Origin of the sequence: Parashewanella hymeniacidonis (genome assembly GCF_016900895.1) — a bacterium.
Classification (GTDB): domain Bacteria; phylum Pseudomonadota; class Gammaproteobacteria; order Enterobacterales; family Shewanellaceae; genus Parashewanella; species Parashewanella hymeniacidonis.
This window is the reverse complement of the sequence record NZ_JAFEUN010000010.1, coordinates 52852-70346: the sequence shown is the minus strand read 5'-3', so window position 1 is coordinate 70346 and position 17495 is coordinate 52852. Positions and strand designations below refer to the sequence as shown.

Annotated in this window: 12 protein-coding genes; 3 read left to right on the top strand and 9 right to left on the bottom strand. The window is 39.3% G+C overall.

Features of this window, described 5'->3' with window-relative positions:
• Nucleotides 1-170: 170 nt before the first annotated feature.
• From udp to JQC92_RS03915, 3 genes are all read right to left on the bottom strand, one after another.
• Nucleotides 171-926 carry a uridine phosphorylase gene (gene udp, locus JQC92_RS03925; RefSeq protein WP_204998421.1) on the bottom strand — a complete coding sequence of 252 codons (756 nt, stop codon included), beginning with the start codon at nt 924-926 and terminating at the stop codon, nt 171-173.
• Nucleotides 927-1047: 121 nt separating this feature from the next.
• The gene (locus JQC92_RS03920) at nt 1048-1494 is read right to left on the bottom strand and encodes a GNAT family N-acetyltransferase (protein ID WP_204998420.1); all 447 of its coding nucleotides are present in this window, start codon (nt 1492-1494) and stop codon (nt 1048-1050) included.
• Nucleotides 1494-2540, bottom strand: a complete 1047-nt coding sequence (locus JQC92_RS03915) for a polysaccharide deacetylase family protein (protein WP_420851288.1) — start codon at nt 2538-2540, stop codon at nt 1494-1496. Before JQC92_RS03915 ends, JQC92_RS03920 begins: the two co-directional genes overlap by 1 nt.
• Nucleotides 2541-2566: 26 nt before the next feature.
• Here JQC92_RS03915 and JQC92_RS03910 point away from each other — a divergent pair, with 26 nt between their 5' ends.
• Nucleotides 2567-3916, top strand: a complete 1350-nt coding sequence (locus JQC92_RS03910; protein WP_204998418.1) for an MATE family efflux transporter — start codon at nt 2567-2569, stop codon at nt 3914-3916.
• Here JQC92_RS03910 and JQC92_RS03905 read toward each other — a convergent pair.
• On the bottom strand, nt 3873-5009 hold the full coding sequence (locus JQC92_RS03905; protein ID WP_204998417.1) for a PQQ-dependent sugar dehydrogenase: 1137 nt from the start codon (nt 5007-5009) through the stop codon (nt 3873-3875). The two genes, JQC92_RS03910 and JQC92_RS03905, sit on opposite strands and share 44 nt — an antisense overlap.
• Nucleotides 5010-5658: 649 nt before the next feature.
• Between JQC92_RS03905 and JQC92_RS03900 the strand changes: the two genes are divergently transcribed.
• Nucleotides 5659-13515, top strand: coding sequence for an ankyrin repeat domain-containing protein (locus JQC92_RS03900; RefSeq protein WP_204998416.1), 7857 nt, complete (start codon nt 5659-5661; stop codon nt 13513-13515).
• 68 nt (nt 13516-13583) lie between these two features.
• Here the strand turns inward: JQC92_RS03900 and rplI are convergent, their stop codons facing one another.
• From rplI to rpsF, 4 genes are read right to left on the bottom strand one after another with little or no spacing between them, the layout of a single operon-like run.
• Nucleotides 13584-14036 carry a 50S ribosomal protein L9 gene (gene rplI, locus JQC92_RS03895; RefSeq protein ID WP_129945795.1) on the bottom strand — a complete coding sequence of 151 codons (453 nt, stop codon included), beginning with the start codon at nt 14034-14036 and terminating at the stop codon, nt 13584-13586.
• 26 nt (nt 14037-14062) lie between these two features.
• Entirely contained in the window at nt 14063-14290 is a 228-nt protein-coding gene (gene rpsR / locus JQC92_RS03890; RefSeq protein ID WP_129945797.1) for a 30S ribosomal protein S18, read from the bottom strand.
• Between the two features lie 12 nt (nt 14291-14302).
• Nucleotides 14303-14608 carry a primosomal replication protein N gene (priB, locus tag JQC92_RS03885; protein WP_129945799.1) on the bottom strand — a complete coding sequence of 102 codons (306 nt, stop codon included), beginning with the start codon at nt 14606-14608 and terminating at the stop codon, nt 14303-14305.
• Between the two features lie 8 nt (nt 14609-14616).
• Complete coding sequence (rpsF, locus tag JQC92_RS03880) at nt 14617-15030, bottom strand: 30S ribosomal protein S6 (RefSeq protein WP_129945801.1); 414 nt, start codon at nt 15028-15030, stop codon at nt 14617-14619.
• A 220-nt stretch (nt 15031-15250) separates the two neighbouring features.
• On the opposite strand from rpsF, the gene JQC92_RS03875 reads away from it, so the two are divergent.
• Nucleotides 15251-16003: a DUF481 domain-containing protein gene (locus tag JQC92_RS03875; RefSeq protein WP_204998415.1), complete on the top strand. Its 753-nt coding sequence runs from the start codon at nt 15251-15253 to the stop codon at nt 16001-16003.
• A gap of 149 nt (nt 16004-16152) precedes the next feature.
• Here the strand turns inward: JQC92_RS03875 and JQC92_RS03870 are convergent, their stop codons facing one another.
• Complete coding sequence (locus JQC92_RS03870) at nt 16153-17457, bottom strand: protein-tyrosine phosphatase family protein (RefSeq protein WP_204998414.1); 1305 nt, start codon at nt 17455-17457, stop codon at nt 16153-16155.
• Nucleotides 17458-17495: the final 38 nt, after the last annotated feature.

Below are 17495 nucleotides of genomic sequence, written 5' to 3'. Positions count from 1 at the left end.
CTTCAGACCCTGCCGTTAGCCAACAACGCCCTTGCCATTCGGATTATCTTCCCCTCAGTCGGGGCGATACAGGTTTCTTTCAACCTGTCGGGTTTGCCAGCTTCGCTGGGCAAACAAAAAAGCAGACTCAAAAGTCTGCTTAATATTCTCTATATAATATGTAACTATTATTAAAGTAGTTTTTTCGCTGCGGCAACAACAATACTTACAGCACTGACTTCTGTTTTCTTCATTGTCGCTTCATCAGGAATTTCTTGTTGTGTACGGTTTACAATTACACCCGCTACACACGCTGCACGCCAGCCTTGAGATGCACACATAGTAAGCAATGTTGAAGATTCCATTTCATAGTTCAACACGCCAAGATCTTGCCATTCTTGCATTGAACCTTTAAAGCGACGAGTAACGCGACCTGATACTGTGTCGTAACGTTCTTGACCAGGATAGAAAGTATCTGACGATGCAGTAATACCGATATGAGGCTCAAGTCCTGCGTCACGAGATGCTTCAACCATTGCTGTTGTACAAGTGAAATCTGCTACCGCAGGGTATTCCATTGGTGCAAAGTGCAAGCTTGCACCGTCTAAGCGTACTGATGCTTGAGTTACGATTACATCACCTACGTTTACGTGTTCTTGAATGGCACCAGTAGTACCCACACGTAAGAACGTTGATATGCCTAATTGAGCTAACTCTTCTACAGCGATAGAGGTAGAAGGTCCACCAATACCAGTTGAGCATACCACTACAGCTTTACCATCAATATACCCAAGATAACTGGTGTATTCACGATGGCTCGCTAAGAACGTTGGTTGATCCATCTGTTCTGCAATTCGTTTTACACGCTCTGGATCGCCTGGAACAATAGCAAGTGCAGCACCATCCAACATTTCTTTGGTCAAGCCAAGATGAAATACATCTGACATTAGGAACCCCTTTGTTTAATTTTTGTTAATTTTTAAATATTGATCAGTACTTTACCCTAGCTGAGTACCAGATAAGGTTAACTTGATCACAATCTTTTGGATTAAGTTTTAGAATTTATTTTTAAAGCAGCATATCCCTATGAGGAATATCGTCCTCTAAATACATTTCAGAATGATTTTTGAAGCCAAATGAATGGTAAAAAGGCAGTAAATATTCCTGTGCCCCAATTTGAATATGTTGGTTCGGCCAATATTGATGGATCGTGTCGACTGAAGCTTGCACGACCTTTCGAGCCAGCCCCTGGTTTCGATATTTTTTTGCAACAGCCACTCGGCCAATGCTCGGCTCGGGATAGCTCTGATTTGGGGGCAGTACGCGACTATAAGCCATCAACGCTTTATCCGTATTAAAATAATACAAATGCAGCGTTTCTGGATGCCTATCCTTTTCATCTAAGTCAGCATAAGCACAGGCTTGTTCTACAACAAACACATCACATCTCAGTTTGAGTATTTCGTAGAGTTCATCAGTACTCAGTGCTGAAAAAAGTTTTACTTGTAACTCCATTACTCTTTTATCCACTCACCATTTAATTTAGGCTTTACCCAAGCATGAGAGAACCAATAATAACCCGATTTTGATTTACTCGGTCCGGTACAGTTATAACGAAATCGTCCCGCTGGCATATCAGTTTGTGCTTGTATTTCAAAGGTGTCATTACTAATCCAGCTGGGCTTTTGGGCACCTTGTCCTGTGATAAAGCACATAACCTGACTGGCCCTCATATCACTCATATCAAGTGTTACTGTCAATTTTGGCTTCGTTATATCCGCCGCTAACTCAGGGTTGATTGGTACTTGTTTCACTACAGGCATATTTAAACTGGTAAATTTAGCTTTAAGTGATTTCAAGCTCGTGTATGCCCCAGCGATCGGAAAGCGAGCTAACGATTGTAAGTTTGAATATTTTCCAACAGCACCTGATTGCTGTCCTAGGGCCGTGAAACCTTGCTCCTTAAGCATGGCCATAATATCTGAATTATATTCACCATATGGATAAGCTAAGACTTTATGGCTTTGCCCTGTATGCTGCTTAATGATGGCTTCAGTTTTTTCGATATTATTTTGAATTCTGATTAACCACTGCGAGTGCGTTTCGTCTTTCAATCGTCGAATAAGGTGATCATGCCCATAGCTATGATTCATGATCTCAGCGCCTTCATTGGCAATTTTATTGATCTGCTGCCAACTCATCATATTGCGATACTTCATCTCAATCGGTTCAATTGCAATAAACATCGCATAGGGGAAACCATGCTTTTTTAAAATGGGATGAGCATTTTCAAGAATACTCTTGTAGCCATCATCGAAAGTGATTGCTATGGTTTTGTCTGGTAATGCTTTTTTGGCTTTTGATGCTTCGAGCAAAGTAGAAAGCTTAATAACCTTAAAGTCATTATCTGCCAAGTACTGCATCTGCTCGGCGAATTGAGTCGGCGTCACACTGGTTACTGCAGGGGAATCAGTATCAACATGATGATATTGAATAATCACCGCACTTTTTACCGGCAGAGCAAACAATAGTAAACTGATCCAAATTATCTTTTTAAACACATGCATTTCCCTGGAATCTTGCCTAAATGAGTCGATTACAATTTTTATTTTCTAGACAGCAACATCATCGACTCTGGTCTTTAGCCATTCCTATCATTATCTCCAACATCAGCGTGCCGTTAATCGGATTAATTGATACTGCGATGATTGGTCATTTATCTGCGGCCTATTATTTAGGAGGCGTAGCCTTAGGGTCAACCATTATTAGTATGATTTCGTGGCTTCTTGGTTTTTTAAGAATGTCTACCACAGGGTTAACGGCGCAAGCTTCTGGTAAAAATGATCACAATAATTCCTTTAAGATCCTCCTTCAAAGCTCAGCATTAGCTCTTATCCTCGCCAGTGTCGTTTTAGTACTGCAAACGCCGATTTTGAATTCTGCACTGTGGTTTGCTGATGCCAGCAAAGAAGTCATTTTCTATTGTAAACAGTACATAGAGATCCGCATATGGTCATTACCTTTTGTACTGGTCAATATGGTCATGCTGGGATGGTTGCTAGGGCAAAAATTACCAAAGGTGGCGATGTGGCAAGTGATCATAGCCAATGTCATCAACTTGCTCTTAGATGTCTGGTTTATCATCATTTTAGACTGGAAAGTGGAAGGTGCAGCTTGGGCATCCTTGATTGCAGACATGACCGCCTTTGTCGTCGCACTGATTGTTGTATTAAAACAATGCAATAAACTGCCACACACGGTTATATCAAACTGGAAAGCAACCCTCTTTAAAGCGGGATATATCAAGCTGATCAGCTTAAATACAAATATTTTCATTCGCAGTTTGTGCTTACAACTCACCTTAACATTTATGACATTCTATGCCGCGAAGCACGGCGACAACGTGTTGGCAGCTAATGCTATCTTACTCAACCTTTTGCTTTTGATCTCATACGGCCTTGACGGTATTGCCTATTACGCTGAGGTGGAAGTCGGTAACGCATACAGCCAAAAGAAGTGGCAACGTTTAAATAACACCGTTTGGATGGCCTGGTTTTGGTCTGGTGCTGTTGCGGCTTTATTTGCTTTCATTTTCTTCAGTCATGGCGGCCTATTCATCGAGATGATGACCAATGTAAATGCCGTCATCGACTCTGCAAAAGCACATTTATTCTGGTTAGCGTTGATGCCGCTTTGGGCGTACAGCAGTTATTTATTCGATGGTGTATTCATCGGAGCTTCTAAAGGCAGCCAAATGAGAAACAGCATGCTGTTCTCAACCATCGTCATCTTTTTTCCAACTTGGTATTTACTCCAAGATTACGATAACCATGCGTTATGGGCCGCACTCAGTGCTTTTATGTTCAGCCGGAGCGCAACTTTAGGGGCTTACTTTATTTATTCTGATGGCTTAAAGAATGCGCATTTTGATAACTGACTCTATAGACAGCATTGGCATAATCATCAGAAATTAAAATTGAACCATCAGGCATATTTAAAATATCTACAGGGCGGCCTAATACTTGGTTTTTGTCACCTAACCAGCCAGAAATAAACGGCTTCACTTGCGTTATTTTGCTGCCATTCAATGTGACAAGCATGATGCGGTACCCCACTGGCGTAGTTCGATTCCATGAACCGTGCTGGGAAATAAGCATTTGGTTTTGATAGGGTTTAGGGAATTGACCACCAGTGTAAAACGTCATTCCAAGCGGTGCCACATGAGCCTGAAATTTATGCTCAGGTTTGGTTAAATTTTTGGGAATAGGCTTTCCAATGTAATCAGGCGCTGGAACGTTATCACCATATACATAAGGGAAACCAAAGTCTTCGCCCTTGTATGAAATACGATTTAATTCATCCGGCGGTGTATCATCACCAAGCATGTCTTGCCCATTATCGGTAAACCATAAAGAGCCTGACTTTGGCTGCCAATCAAAACCGACACTATTGCGAATACCCCGAGCCATGATCTCGATATCATCAGTTGCATTTATTTTAACGATGGTGCCAAAAATGGGCTGAGTATCTCTATAGAAGCAAGTATTACAAGGCATTCCAACCGCTGTATACAACTTACCTTCAGGTGAAAACTTGATGTACTTATAACCATGCCAACGCTTATTCGGAAAGCTACCAATCACACCATTAGGGCTCGCTTTTATGGTATTTGTTGTTCGAGAAAGTTTATACATCGAAACTTGATCAAGCTCCCCTACATATAACTTTCCCTCATGAAAACTTACACCATTTGGATAATTCAATCCACTCAGCAGTGTGATCACTTTTTTAGCTTTGGTTTTAGAGGCATTAGGCATTAAAGCATATACCTTTCCTTCGCCTCTGCTACCGACAAATACGACACCTTGATCATCGATGGTCAATTGGCGGGCACCATCAACATTTCCAGCATACACATCAATAGAAAATCCTTTAGGTAAACTCAACTGGTTCAGCTGAAGTTGTTGTGCGTATAACGCTGCACTCGAAAAAATAGAAAATGTTGAAAATAAAATCAGTTTAATATTCATATTGTTATAACCTGAGAATAACAGATCTTAGATGGCGTTCAGTAAATACATATTATATTGTCATGATACTCTAATTAACGCTAATTAGTTCAAATAGATAGTGCTAAACATTCCGAATAAACCAATTATTCTTAATTATGCTGATTCAGCAATAATAAACTTTTCAGGTTTATTTCAATCCTTAAATTGACACCAACTCGATGATAATTACAAACCGTATTCCAAACTTTAATAAATCTACATCTTTATCTAGAAACTGACTTTTTTCGGTACAAGCTAAATATTTCTAACTTATAAAATGACATATTACATAGCAAAATCTGCAATTCATTATTGAGGTTCACTTTTTCTAAAACAACCGTTCATGACCAAACAAAAAACATTAAGCCAATATGTCACAAAAAATCATCCTGTTACTACAAATATATTTACACAATCTTTGTTTTTTGTTCTTAACGTCGCCTATCTCCTAAAACTTAGACTTAATCAATATTAAATTTCAACTTTAAAAAAGCAGTAAAGCACTGATTAAAGGCAAAAAAATAAGTTAATGAAATCAATTTAATCATTAATTTCATTGTTTTTTCTGCTTAAAGGGGGATATATCTTAAAAAGCCAACTGAATCTTTAATCGATAAAGGAGGGAGATATGACGAGTTCATTACAAAGTGTTGCACCAGCACATACGTCCCTTAATGCACCAAAACAAGGGATAGCTGAGCAAGCTAAAAGCCATCATAGTGAAAAAAAAATTAGACGTACCGATGTAAAAAAGCTAGGTACTGAGATTGACTCCCTACTAACGAATCCTGCAAGTCAAACAACAAGATCTAGCAAACTGAGCTTTGACGCACTACTAACCAGCTTTAATAAGCAACCACCATTACAAAACAAAGAAGAAGCTCGGAAGATTTTACTCGAGATTGATCATATGTTATTAAGCCAATCTCGACAGGAAAGTGATCGTATGTTTTTAAGCCAACTTCGAGAGGAAAGTGATCAAACTAGGGCTAGAAATGTTGCAACAAAACAAGTAAGAGCAGCTCTTTTATTTCTTTATATTACTGCAGATTTAGAGAGAACTACAGAACTTTTGCAGCAAGCAAAAGACACTATGTTATTTGCTGAAAAAAAAATGAGCAAGTATGTAATAACTGCTCGCCAAAGAATAATTCAAGAAGCCGCAGCTGATTTCGCATCAGTTCATTTTGCTGAAACTCTTAATAGTGAACAAGTTAGGTACACTCTATACTCAAAGGTATGTGAACAGTTCGGTGCAGAAGCAATAACGGCACCTACCACTGGAACCGCACCAGAAATACACGATGATAAACTTACTCAATTCACTCTGGCTGTTGCTCTAAAAATCACACCATCATCAATCGCTGCCAATATATCAGAAGCCTGTGCCAAATCTAGAAATGATATTTTGACAAAGTTCCAACAAAATCATAGAGACACACCTATTACTGAAGCCAGCTTAAAAGTAGTCGATTCAGTGCTTTTTAAACGGTTCGATGAAGAAGTTATCGAGCCACTCGTCGCTGTAACAGGTATGCCCAGAACGTGTTTTACAGCGCCAATTTTCAAAGCTTGTACTACGAAAGTCGCCGATGAAGTAATTAGGGGCTCTTTAAGGCTAAGATTAAAAAACCCATATTGTTTAGAGTACTTACCTAATATCGCAAACCATTTTTACTCAGCCTTACAGTGCAAACATCACAATAAATGCATTCTTACATTTACCTTACCGAATAAGCGAGTAGAAAGGTCTATCTATCAAAATAAAGATATGTCTTTTGGCGTCAGGGCATATAACAAGGACGGTGCAGAATTCACCCAACCAATTTCAACTGCCGATATTTCGGTACTCCTTTCCTCTCTTCACAGAACTGAATGGCTTCAATTACCCAAAGATACTCAATTAGCGATGATTCGTTGTGCGTGCTTAAACCCCAGAAGTTATAGAACAACAGGAGAGGTGGCTCAATTTCTCGAAGTAATTGAGAAGGAAATTGAAGATGAATGCTTAAAAAACGAATACATTGATATTGTCCGTCGTTATTGTGTTTTTTGCTCCGAAAAAAACGAAGACATGATGAGAAAATGGGTAGTTGATAACTACTGTACTACCGATCCAAGACTTTCTGATAAAGCAAAAAAAATTAGCCGCATGATGCGAATAAAAACAGCTGAAGAAGAGGTAAAAAGAATCGATGATTGTAAAAGCAAAGCCAAAGAAACGTATAAAAATGAAGCAATCATGGAAAATGGTCAAATTTCGCCTCGAAGAGTACTTTTTGCAGCAGCAAGAGAAGGAGACTTGGACACAGTAAAAGTATTTCTCAAACCTCAAATTTCAGCAACGAAAGTAAAAATTCAAGTACTTGCAGAGGAAATGAAAGAAAGCGATGAACGTTATTTCTGGCATGAAAAAATATTTCAAGTATTAGAGTTTTTTAGAATCTGCTCACCCTGTAATTACGTGCCAACAAAAGAAGAACAAGAAGAGCTTGATAGAGCAGCTCAAATACGAGAAGAGAATGCAGGAAGAAGAAAGCAATTTTGGAATGAAGCAGAAGCAAATGCAGGAGAATTCGACATTCGTCGCAGTCTAAGGCTTGCCAACCAATCTGAGTATGAAACAAAAGATTGGAAAACACTATTGCTAGTGGCTGCAGAGCATAATAAGGCTCATGTAGTTAAATATTTACTTGATCATGATGATACCTATCTCAGAAATGGTAGTCGCTATGGAAGAAATGCTATCCATATTGCTTGTAGCTCTGGCTCTGTCGATGCACTAAGAGTTCTTGTTAACCACCCTAAAATCACTAATTGCGATGAAGATGACAATAGTAAAGTTACCTCAAAAGATAAATTCGGCATAAGTCCGATGCATATTGCTTGTTACGAAGATAACCTTGAAGCAGTTAAAATCTTGTTACAAAGCAAGCCCGATGCTCAATTACTCACTCCAGTGACTGATATAGAAGTGCTGGCCATGACTCAAGACTATGAACATGAAAGTAAGCAAAACCCACTTGGACCTGAAGCTGATAGTTTATACTTCAAAGGGCCAAGTCGACACAAACGCATTCGCAAGCAAGAAGAGAGAGCTGCAAAAGGAAAAAAGACGGATAGAAGATATGTAGCTTCTGGTGGCCTACCTATTCACTGCAGTGTATATCAACCCGGTAAATCTGCTGTCCTAGAATATCTAGTAAAGCACGATCCAAAGATGCTCTATGTAAAAGACGAATATGGCAATACACCATTACAACTTGCGATCCTAGGCGAAAATATCGCTGCAGCGAAGTACATCATTAAGTATGCCTTAGAACACAAAGAATATGATTTACTCTTAATGCCAAATCCTCGTGGCAATTCAGCTTTGCATTTAGCGGCGTTGGGAGGTCACATCGGGCTAGTTAAAATGATGTACAATAACATGGATTCAAATGCAGTCATGCTCGCCGAAATGCAATATGAGTTGACTCAATTACAGGTTGCCATTAGCAACATTGGGCAATCAGAGGACACACAATCATCACCAACTGAAGCACTGCACCCTTTGGTTCAAGGTCTAAACCTCCCAAATAAAAAGGGAGACTCACCTTTAGTACTTGCGATAGCTAAACGTAGAGAGAAAACAGCTGCATTCCTAGTGGAGCTTGGTGCCAAGCTATATAACCCTGAAGTTCATGGTGATGAAGATAACGAAGAGAAATTTAGGAAATTCTTAGACCCTTTGCTTATGTGCCAAGACGAAAAAGTAGGCGGAGGGTTTCTATATGATCCAGTTATTGCCTGTATTTGCCGAAAGCACGAAACAGCGTTTACCCAGTTCAGACAGAGTAAAACAAATAAAAATGCTCTTCATCTTGCTTGTAACCTAGGGAAAAGCGAGTTGGTTACAGAATTAGTTCAACTCACGCCAGAGCTTCTCGATGAAAAGGACACAGACGGAAACACACCACTAATGCTGGCCTGCATAACAAAGAAATGGGATGTAGTAAAAGCTTTAATGGAGCAAGTTCAAGAGACAGGTTCTCCAAAACTAAACTTCTTTTGTGAAAATAAAGAGGACTTAAGCCCCTTCGACATAATTAATTCAGAAGAAAACTCAGTGCTTCAAGCTCAGGTAATGGATTACATTCTTAACAATTCTGAAGAAGTAGGTCCATCAATAGCATCCTCTCTCCTAGAAACGAAAACAGAGACAAGATATTCAGAAGACTTTACCCATAAGGTATTACGAGAACAACTCAAAATTGAGCCATTAGCTTACTTAGCAGAAAAGGGGACGCTATCTCAAGTACAAAGGCTTAAAGAAAAAACTCAAGGTTTCACCACAAAAACACTAAATTTTGAAGCGCCCTCTAGACCTAGAAGCAACTCACTATCATTGGCAGAGCAAGCTAAACCTGAAACCATTCGCAAATCCGTTTCTAGTTCAGACTTAACGAAGGTAACTCAGCTAGATGATGATCTAGCACACATTTCTCAAACACCGGAAGCTAATAAAAAGTTGGATTATGAATGGGAAGATATATCCATCGATGATTATTCTGGTAACTCTTTAAGAGAGTCCCCGCTTCACAAAGCTGTCCGTAAAGGCCGTTTAGAGATAGTACAAGAAATACTTGAGCCAAATTTACAAGAAGTTAACGCTGGAAATAGTGAAGCCACGACTGAGAACGGTCAATCAGGAGCAGCTCCTCAACCTAATAAAACTCACCTTAATATTGGTATGCTTCATCTGGTTAATGCCGCTAACATTGACGGCCAAACTCCCCTTCAAATTGCTTATGATAACTGGATAAAACAACCCGAAGATAATAATGCTAAAGCCATATATAATTTACTCAAAAAATACCGCCCTCCTGTTGTAATCAGAAAAGGGTCATCTACACCTACTACAGAAGTTAGAACAGAGAATACTCCGGTTACTCGACATCACAAATACAAGATCGTTCCATTGCCATTACCTGGACGAAAAAATAAAGAAGGTAAAACAATTATCCACAGACTGCTTGATAAGCTTAGAGGAGTGAGTAATCCAGTCGCTAAAAAAGTAAGGCAAATTATAGATTTCTTTGGTATTGGTTGGAACCGTGCGACTACCTTTTATGGTGATACGCCACTACATACCGCAATAAAAAACGAACAAGTTCCATTTTATGAACATTTACTTAAATTGGAAGGAACAGATCTTAACAGTTTAAATTTTGATGGTGAATCACCTGCAAGTTTGGTTGTCAGATCGAATTTTGATAAAGCGCAAAAGCTAAAATTGCTTAGCTTAAGAGCTTGTGATTTAACGGTTAGATGTAAAGGAAAGTCTCTACTACATATCGCTATAGAGTCTGGCAAGATTGAAGCTGTTAAAGCAGTTATTGAGGCTGCAGCACATAAAAAAATATCCAAAACAGCTCTATTCAGAACACTATGGGCAAAAGATCGTGATGGCAACACTCCATTACACATAGCCCTAAAAGCTGAACCAGCAAATGATCAAATTATTAATACATTATTGGAACAAATCACTTGTTCCGAAGAGGCTTGCTCATTACTTTCACAAATAAATGACAGTGGAGAGTCTGTCCTTGAATTGTGCACAACAGACAGATTTCAGAAGCATGCAATCACTTTGCTTGAACAGTTAGATTCCTCTGAAGATTTTGAACAAGTAAAACAAGCCTGTAATCAAAAGCAAGGTGACCGCCCTTCAGTTATAGATAAATCTTTTTCATTAAGCAATTCTCAGCTTGCTGAAGAATTTGTAAAGCATGATTTGGTCGATTATAGCGAAAAAGATCAGTCGCAAAACACATGGTTACACTTGGCTGTAACCAATAACTGGTTGAATGTCATAGCACTTATTCTTGATAACTATGCTAATGGACGAATTCCCAATTCTTCGGATACAACCAATAGTTTTGTAGACCAAGTTAATAGCAATGGATTAACAGCGCTTGATATCGCTATTCAAAATAGTGACTATTCAAATATTGAACAGTTGCTCGACTATGGTGCAGATTATACACATTGGATGTCTGACCCCAGTTTACCTGCCGAAGTGAGCAGCTTGTTAAAGGTGAATCAACTACTTCAAGCTTACGGTAAAGCAACCTTCCCACGCTTTCATCAATTATGTGCCTCAGATGAACATATTGAAGAATTAAAGTTACTTACAGGGACAAGTAAATACATTATAAAAGATTTCGACGAAGCCCAAGAAGAACTAACCAAAATCGTATCTACAGATGAGGTTTTCATGGTAGTAAGAGCAAATGCTCAAGCAAAAATTTGTGATCTTGGAAAGAACATATCATTTTTAAGAAAGTTAGTTCAACATACCGCTCTTCATCAACCTCATGACTGGCTATCAGCAGAAGTTAAAGTTGGCTCTGATAAAACAACTGGACTGCACATTGCAGTTAAAAATAATGCACAGGGAGTTGTCGATCACCTACTCTCTTTAGGATTTGATCCGAATGTAAAAGATAAGCACCAAATGACTCCTTTGCATATTGCAGCAGAACAAAAGAAAGAAGATTTACTTTTGAAACTATTAAAGCACCCAAAAGGCCGTATTGCTTTAAAACAAGATTGCGAGCTTCGAAATAGTCTATTTAATTTGTGCTGCAAACAAGGCTTATCAAAATGCGCAGAGCAAATTCTCAGCAAGGCGGGTAAAGCTGAAAGAACGACTATTCTTAGCCAAAAAGACGCTCAAAATAATACACTTCTACATGAAGTATGTGTACAAGGAAACTCTCAACTCGTAGGTATATTAATCAAATATGGCGCTGATTTTAGTGTCGTGAATCAGTCAGCTCAAACACCATTTCACTGCTTATTAAGTTGTGAGACTCTAACTTCAGAATCAGTTGAAGCATTTACCAGTGCAGTAATGGCACTTAAAAAGACTAAAGCTAACGACGATTTTAAGAAATTACTTTTAAAAGAAGATCTACACGGGCAAACTCCCATTGCATTAGCGATTAGAAAAAATAGTGATACTGACATATCAATTTTCAAAACTGTATGGCACTTAATGGTTTCAATGCAACAAGACCCTTCATCTGTAAAAACCATTAGATTCCCACCAGGTCAGACAGAAAAACTTTCACTACTTCAACTTGCGTGTTTATCAAATAATTATATGAGAATTAATTTACTTCTCGGTTTTTTACTTTCAGCCAGAAGGGGAAATAAAGAAATAACAGTGGAGCCATTTACCATGATAGATATACCTGAAACGTCAAAAAGTGATGAGGATCATTCAGGTTTTCCACAAGACCCACTATTCCCTGAAGATGAAAAAGAAATACCAGTGGAGCCATTTACCATGATAGATATACCTGAAACGTCAAAAAGTGATGAGGATCATTCAGGTTTTCCACAAGACGCACTATTCTCTGAAGATGAAGTAGTTGAAGAGTTCGAAATTATTAAAGAACTTAACTCGGATGAACACTATGTGGTGATAGAAGTGCCGCCCACTCAAACATTGACTCGCTCAGCAGCAATGGATATCCCTAACAGTAGCACCTCAAGATCTCAAGTGTCGTTTGAAGAGTATACTCTGACTGCGCCAATAAATAAGCCTACCTCGCAATCAATTCAAATTCCTAATAAGAGTCATGAAACCAGCAGCGACTTTACTTCAACCGCTGGTGACCGAAATCCACTGCAATTAAATACAAGCACGTCGCTTAGCCAAAGCATTGACTTAGGTATAGTAACCAAGCCTACACCACTGACTAATGAAAATTTAGTTATTCAACATGACGAAACACTTTTCAATCAAACAAATGCAAAAGACGGACCAAAATTAATACGAACAGAAATCAAGGATCAAAGTGCAAAAACAAAACCCACAGATTTACCTCAGAGTTATTGGGTTTCTAACCCTCTTATTACATACAAAGGTTCATCTGAACTTCTTGGTGATGTAACTCCTGTTGTCGAATCAACCGCCAAGCCTGAAAAAACAGCAAAGTTAGAAGTCTCTGATACCGATACCGCATGGCTTGAATACGCTCAAACACTCCAGGATGAATCAAAGATGAGAGATTTAATTATGGTTGCTCATGCTAAGGAAGTTTTAGACGGCGGATTTACTGAAGGGGTATCTCAGCCTAAAGAAAAGTTCGAAACTCCTCAAAGGTTATTGTCAAGATTTAAAGGTCCTATTGAAACTGACACTACAACTCAATCACTTCATAGTGGAGACCTTTATTTTCCGTTAGCAGATCCAGTATCTGGAGCTGATGAAGGTAACATTTTCCATTGGTTAATCGCTAATAACAAGCTACTTGCAATATCGTGCCTTTTAGAATTAAAAGAAATTGACTCAGATGCGGCATTCAACACTAAAAATAATCAAGGGGAAACGCCAGAAGAAATTGCGAAATTGCACAACTTAACATTGAAACGATGCGCACCGTTACCCGCTATCCAAAGCACTCAACCTCAGCCCATATTGGTTCAATGATTATCATTGTCCACAAACAAAAAACCCCAGCCAAAGCTAGGGTTTTATCTGCGGAGGCTTAAGTTTAATTAAGCTTCAGCTACAACAGAAATTTTAACTGTTGCTTTAACTTCTGTGTGAAGTTGAACTTCAACGTCGAACTCACCAGTGTGGCGTAGTGCACCGTTTGGTAGGCGAACTTCAGCTTTCGCTAACTCAACACCAGAAGCAGTTACTGCATCAGCGATGTCGCGAGTACCGATAGAGCCGAATAGTTTACCTTCTTCACCAGCTTTAGAAGCGATTTCAACAGCTTCTAGTGCAGCAAATTTTTCAGCACGTGCAGTTGCACCCGCTAATTCACCAGCAAGCTTAGCTTCAAGTTCTTGACGACGCTCTTGGAAGAATTTTTCGTTTTCTTCGTTAGCAACAACCGCTTTACCTTGTGGTAAAAGGAAGTTACGAGCATAACCAGACTTTACAGAAACCTTGTCACCTAAGTTACCTAGGTTAGCGATCTTATCAAGCAGAATAACAAACATTATTTAATCCTCTCAATTCGTTGCAATTACTGATGTAAGTCAGTGTATGGCAGTAGAGAAAGGTAACGAGCACGCTTGATAGCGCGAGCTAGTTGGCGTTGATATTTAGCGCTAGTACCAGTGATACGGCTAGGAACAATCTTGCCGCTTTCAGTGATGTAGTTCTTTAACGTAGCAATATCTTTGTAATCAATTTCTGCAACACCATCAGCGGTGAAACGGCAGAACTTGCGACGACGGAAATAACGTGCCATTTTGACAGTCTCCTAAATTTTCAAATCGACTTGTTCGGCATGAAGGACCATTTTATTCTGGCCACTGCGAGAGGTTTGCATAGCAATAAAACCCTCAACGCTCATCTCCATACCGGCTTCTAACTTTTCTGCAATTGGCGCAAATTGAGCGCCACTCATAATCACTTGAATTTGCAAATACACATTTCTAAGAAGCTCAGCCTCATAGCGCTGTGATTTATGCTCTAGCGTGGCTATCCAATGAGGAATGCCCGCTGGGCTTTTCATGCTTTTAGTACGTTTAACGGTACCAAACAAGCGAATGTGATTATCAGTCACAGATAAAATTACTCAGCAGCAGCTGTTTCTTCAGCTTTTGCTTCTTCTTTTGGCGCTTCAGCAGGTTTGTCAGCTGAAGGAGCACGACGAGCATCACGCTCATCTTTTGCTTTTGCCATTGGAGAAGCTTCAGTTACTGCGTTTTTAGTACGCATAACCATGCTACGTAGAACAGCGTCGTTGAAACGGAAAGCTGTTTCTAATTCTTCGATAGCTTCTGCAGATGCTTCAACATTCAAAAGAACGTAGTGAGCTTTATGCAGTTCAAGAACTGGGTAAGCTAGTTGACGACGGCCCCAGTCTTCTAGGCGATGAACGGTACCAGCAGCTTCAGTAATTAGGCCAGTGTAACGCTCGATCATACCTGGGACTTGTTCACTCTGATCAGGGTGAACCATAAATACGATTTCGTAATGACGCATTTATCATTCCTTACGGTTATCTAGCCTCGTTTTGGGATCAGCCAAACCAACGTTGAGGCAAGGAATTAATTAAAAAGGCTGAATCAGGCCGCGAATAGTACAGAAAATAGTAACAATTAGCAAGTTATTGGTGTGACCATAGAAAGGGGACTGGTCACAAAATCGGTTTTCAGTTTATGATATGCCTACCCACTCGATATTATGATATTTAGTTGTAATCATGCCACTCAAGTCTGTCCGTTTTTTCGCCTTGTGCACTACTTTAGTCACTTCCACTTGTTGGGCGCTTGTGCCCAGTTATTACAAAGATCCAGAAAATAACTTTAAAGCAGAGGTTGAGGCTGGATTTCAACTCAATACCGGCAATACAAGTAGTACTAGTTTCAATGGCCGAACTAAGATTGTTTACGACACTGACGAAGCAACACAAGAGATGACCGTCAAAGGCTTCTTTTCATCAGATAAAGAAAGAACGACCAGTGAGAAGTATGAACTGCAATTACAATCGAACTACAAGCTTTCGACGGGGTACCTCTTTGCTCAAGGAGACTTTACTTGGGATAGATTTGGTAGTTATACCAAGCTAAGTACCGTTTCGTCAGGTTATGGCTTTGATGCTTTGGATGATGGTAAGGCCAAACTGAGCTTAGAATTCAGTCCCGGTTTCCGCTATAATCTGCCGATTGAAACGGAAACTGAACCAACCCCTTCTAGTAACTCCGATATTATCTTACGTTCTGCAGCAAAGTTTACTTATAAACTTCAAGAGTATTCCAGTGTAGATGCCAGCTTAACGGCTGAAAACGGCGAAGATAATAATACGCTTACTTTAGATGCCAGTTATAAAAACTTGGTTTTTAAAGATTGGGCGTTCAAGTTAGGGGTGAATGTGAGGTATACAGAAGTTGTTCCTGCAGGGACTGAAAAGACCGATACCGTCACTACGTTTAATCTGCTTTATACCTTTCAGTAATTCCCCACTTGCTTTGCAAAGCTGGTTAATGTTTGCACACTAATCAGCATATCTGGATGTGCTGATTAGGAAAACGTCTAGCGCATGCAGTGTTTCAAGTTTGAAATAATAATTTGTCTAACCCAATGAGCTTGTGACACCATCAAATCTTAGGGGTTAAGTTGCCCTATGCCTCTTAAGTACAAATAATATCGTCCAATACTGACCAACATAGTCCTCTGAACAGCATGATTTATGGCTCCAGTTTGTCTTTGTTCTCTCATATTAAGAATAATTGAATCAATGCTTTGCTCTAAATTTACCTCACTGACTTTTCCTTTTAGTATTTCGGCTCTGAGTTGCACTCCTGCAAACAAAGTCATCGTTCTTCCTTTTCCAGCTCTACAGTGAACAACAACCCTAGAGTAGCATCTAACCTTATCAATAAGCCTCACAAAGTCACACAGTTCCGCATCACCAAAATCTTTCCAATGCTGAAAATGAAGATAGTCGACAACCTTTTTAGACAAATAGACTTTATTCCAATTTGTAGAAGTGATGAGCATTTTTGAAACACCTTCGCTTTCACTTAATTTTTCAGTCATAAACAATCTAAAATCAAAAGGTGTAACATTATGGCAGTGCTGCTCATTGTTTCGAAAATACTCGATTTCATTGTCTTTCTTTGAAGTTAAGTTAACGACAATCTCAATGTTATATTCCATAAGCATTTGCAGAAAGCGTTCTATATTGTCCGGTTTACTGGTTAACACAGGAATTCTAACTAGAGGGTACTGACAAGCAATGGCTAAATTAAATTCTGCAACGTGTATTGTGTTACCGTGATACAAACCTATCGTCGGTTCTTCGACCCAGCTCTCTCCTATTTCATTATTCATACGCACAGCATTTCCCCTATAAAAAGATTCTCCAGAAAACTTAGTATTCTGAATTGTCATCAATGGATTTTTTTTCAAGTACTCTGCTGAAACACGGATATTTGTATACCTTGAACTACTGTTTGCAAGTTCACTTTCAGTTAACTTAAAATCAGAGGGCTGCTTCAGAATAAATGTAGGGCGAGACTCTAATTGTGGGATTGGTTGTTCAGGGTATGTTTGAGTGCTTTGCTCATCTCGCACTTCTCTTTCGTGGCTTAACTGCCTGACTTGATATTCCTTCTGTGGATTGTTATTTGCTGAGGCGGGATGAAGTGCTCGCTGTTGATGAGATTCCTGCTCTGCATTTAAGCCAGTTTCTGTACCTTTTAAAAAAGAGACTACTCGCCTATAAGTACGAGTGAGTCTACTGGCTGTTGGTCCAGTAAAGTCAACTGAGCATGCCTGATACATCTTAGGGCTAACATACAGCCAATTAGACTGCTCTTCACTAGTAATATCTCCATTGTCATCACAATACTTAAAAACTGGTGCTGGAGTAATATTCTCGCCATTAGAAGGTGAACAATGTGCCATTATTAGATTCAAAATTAAAAGAAAGAGTGTATTTCAAT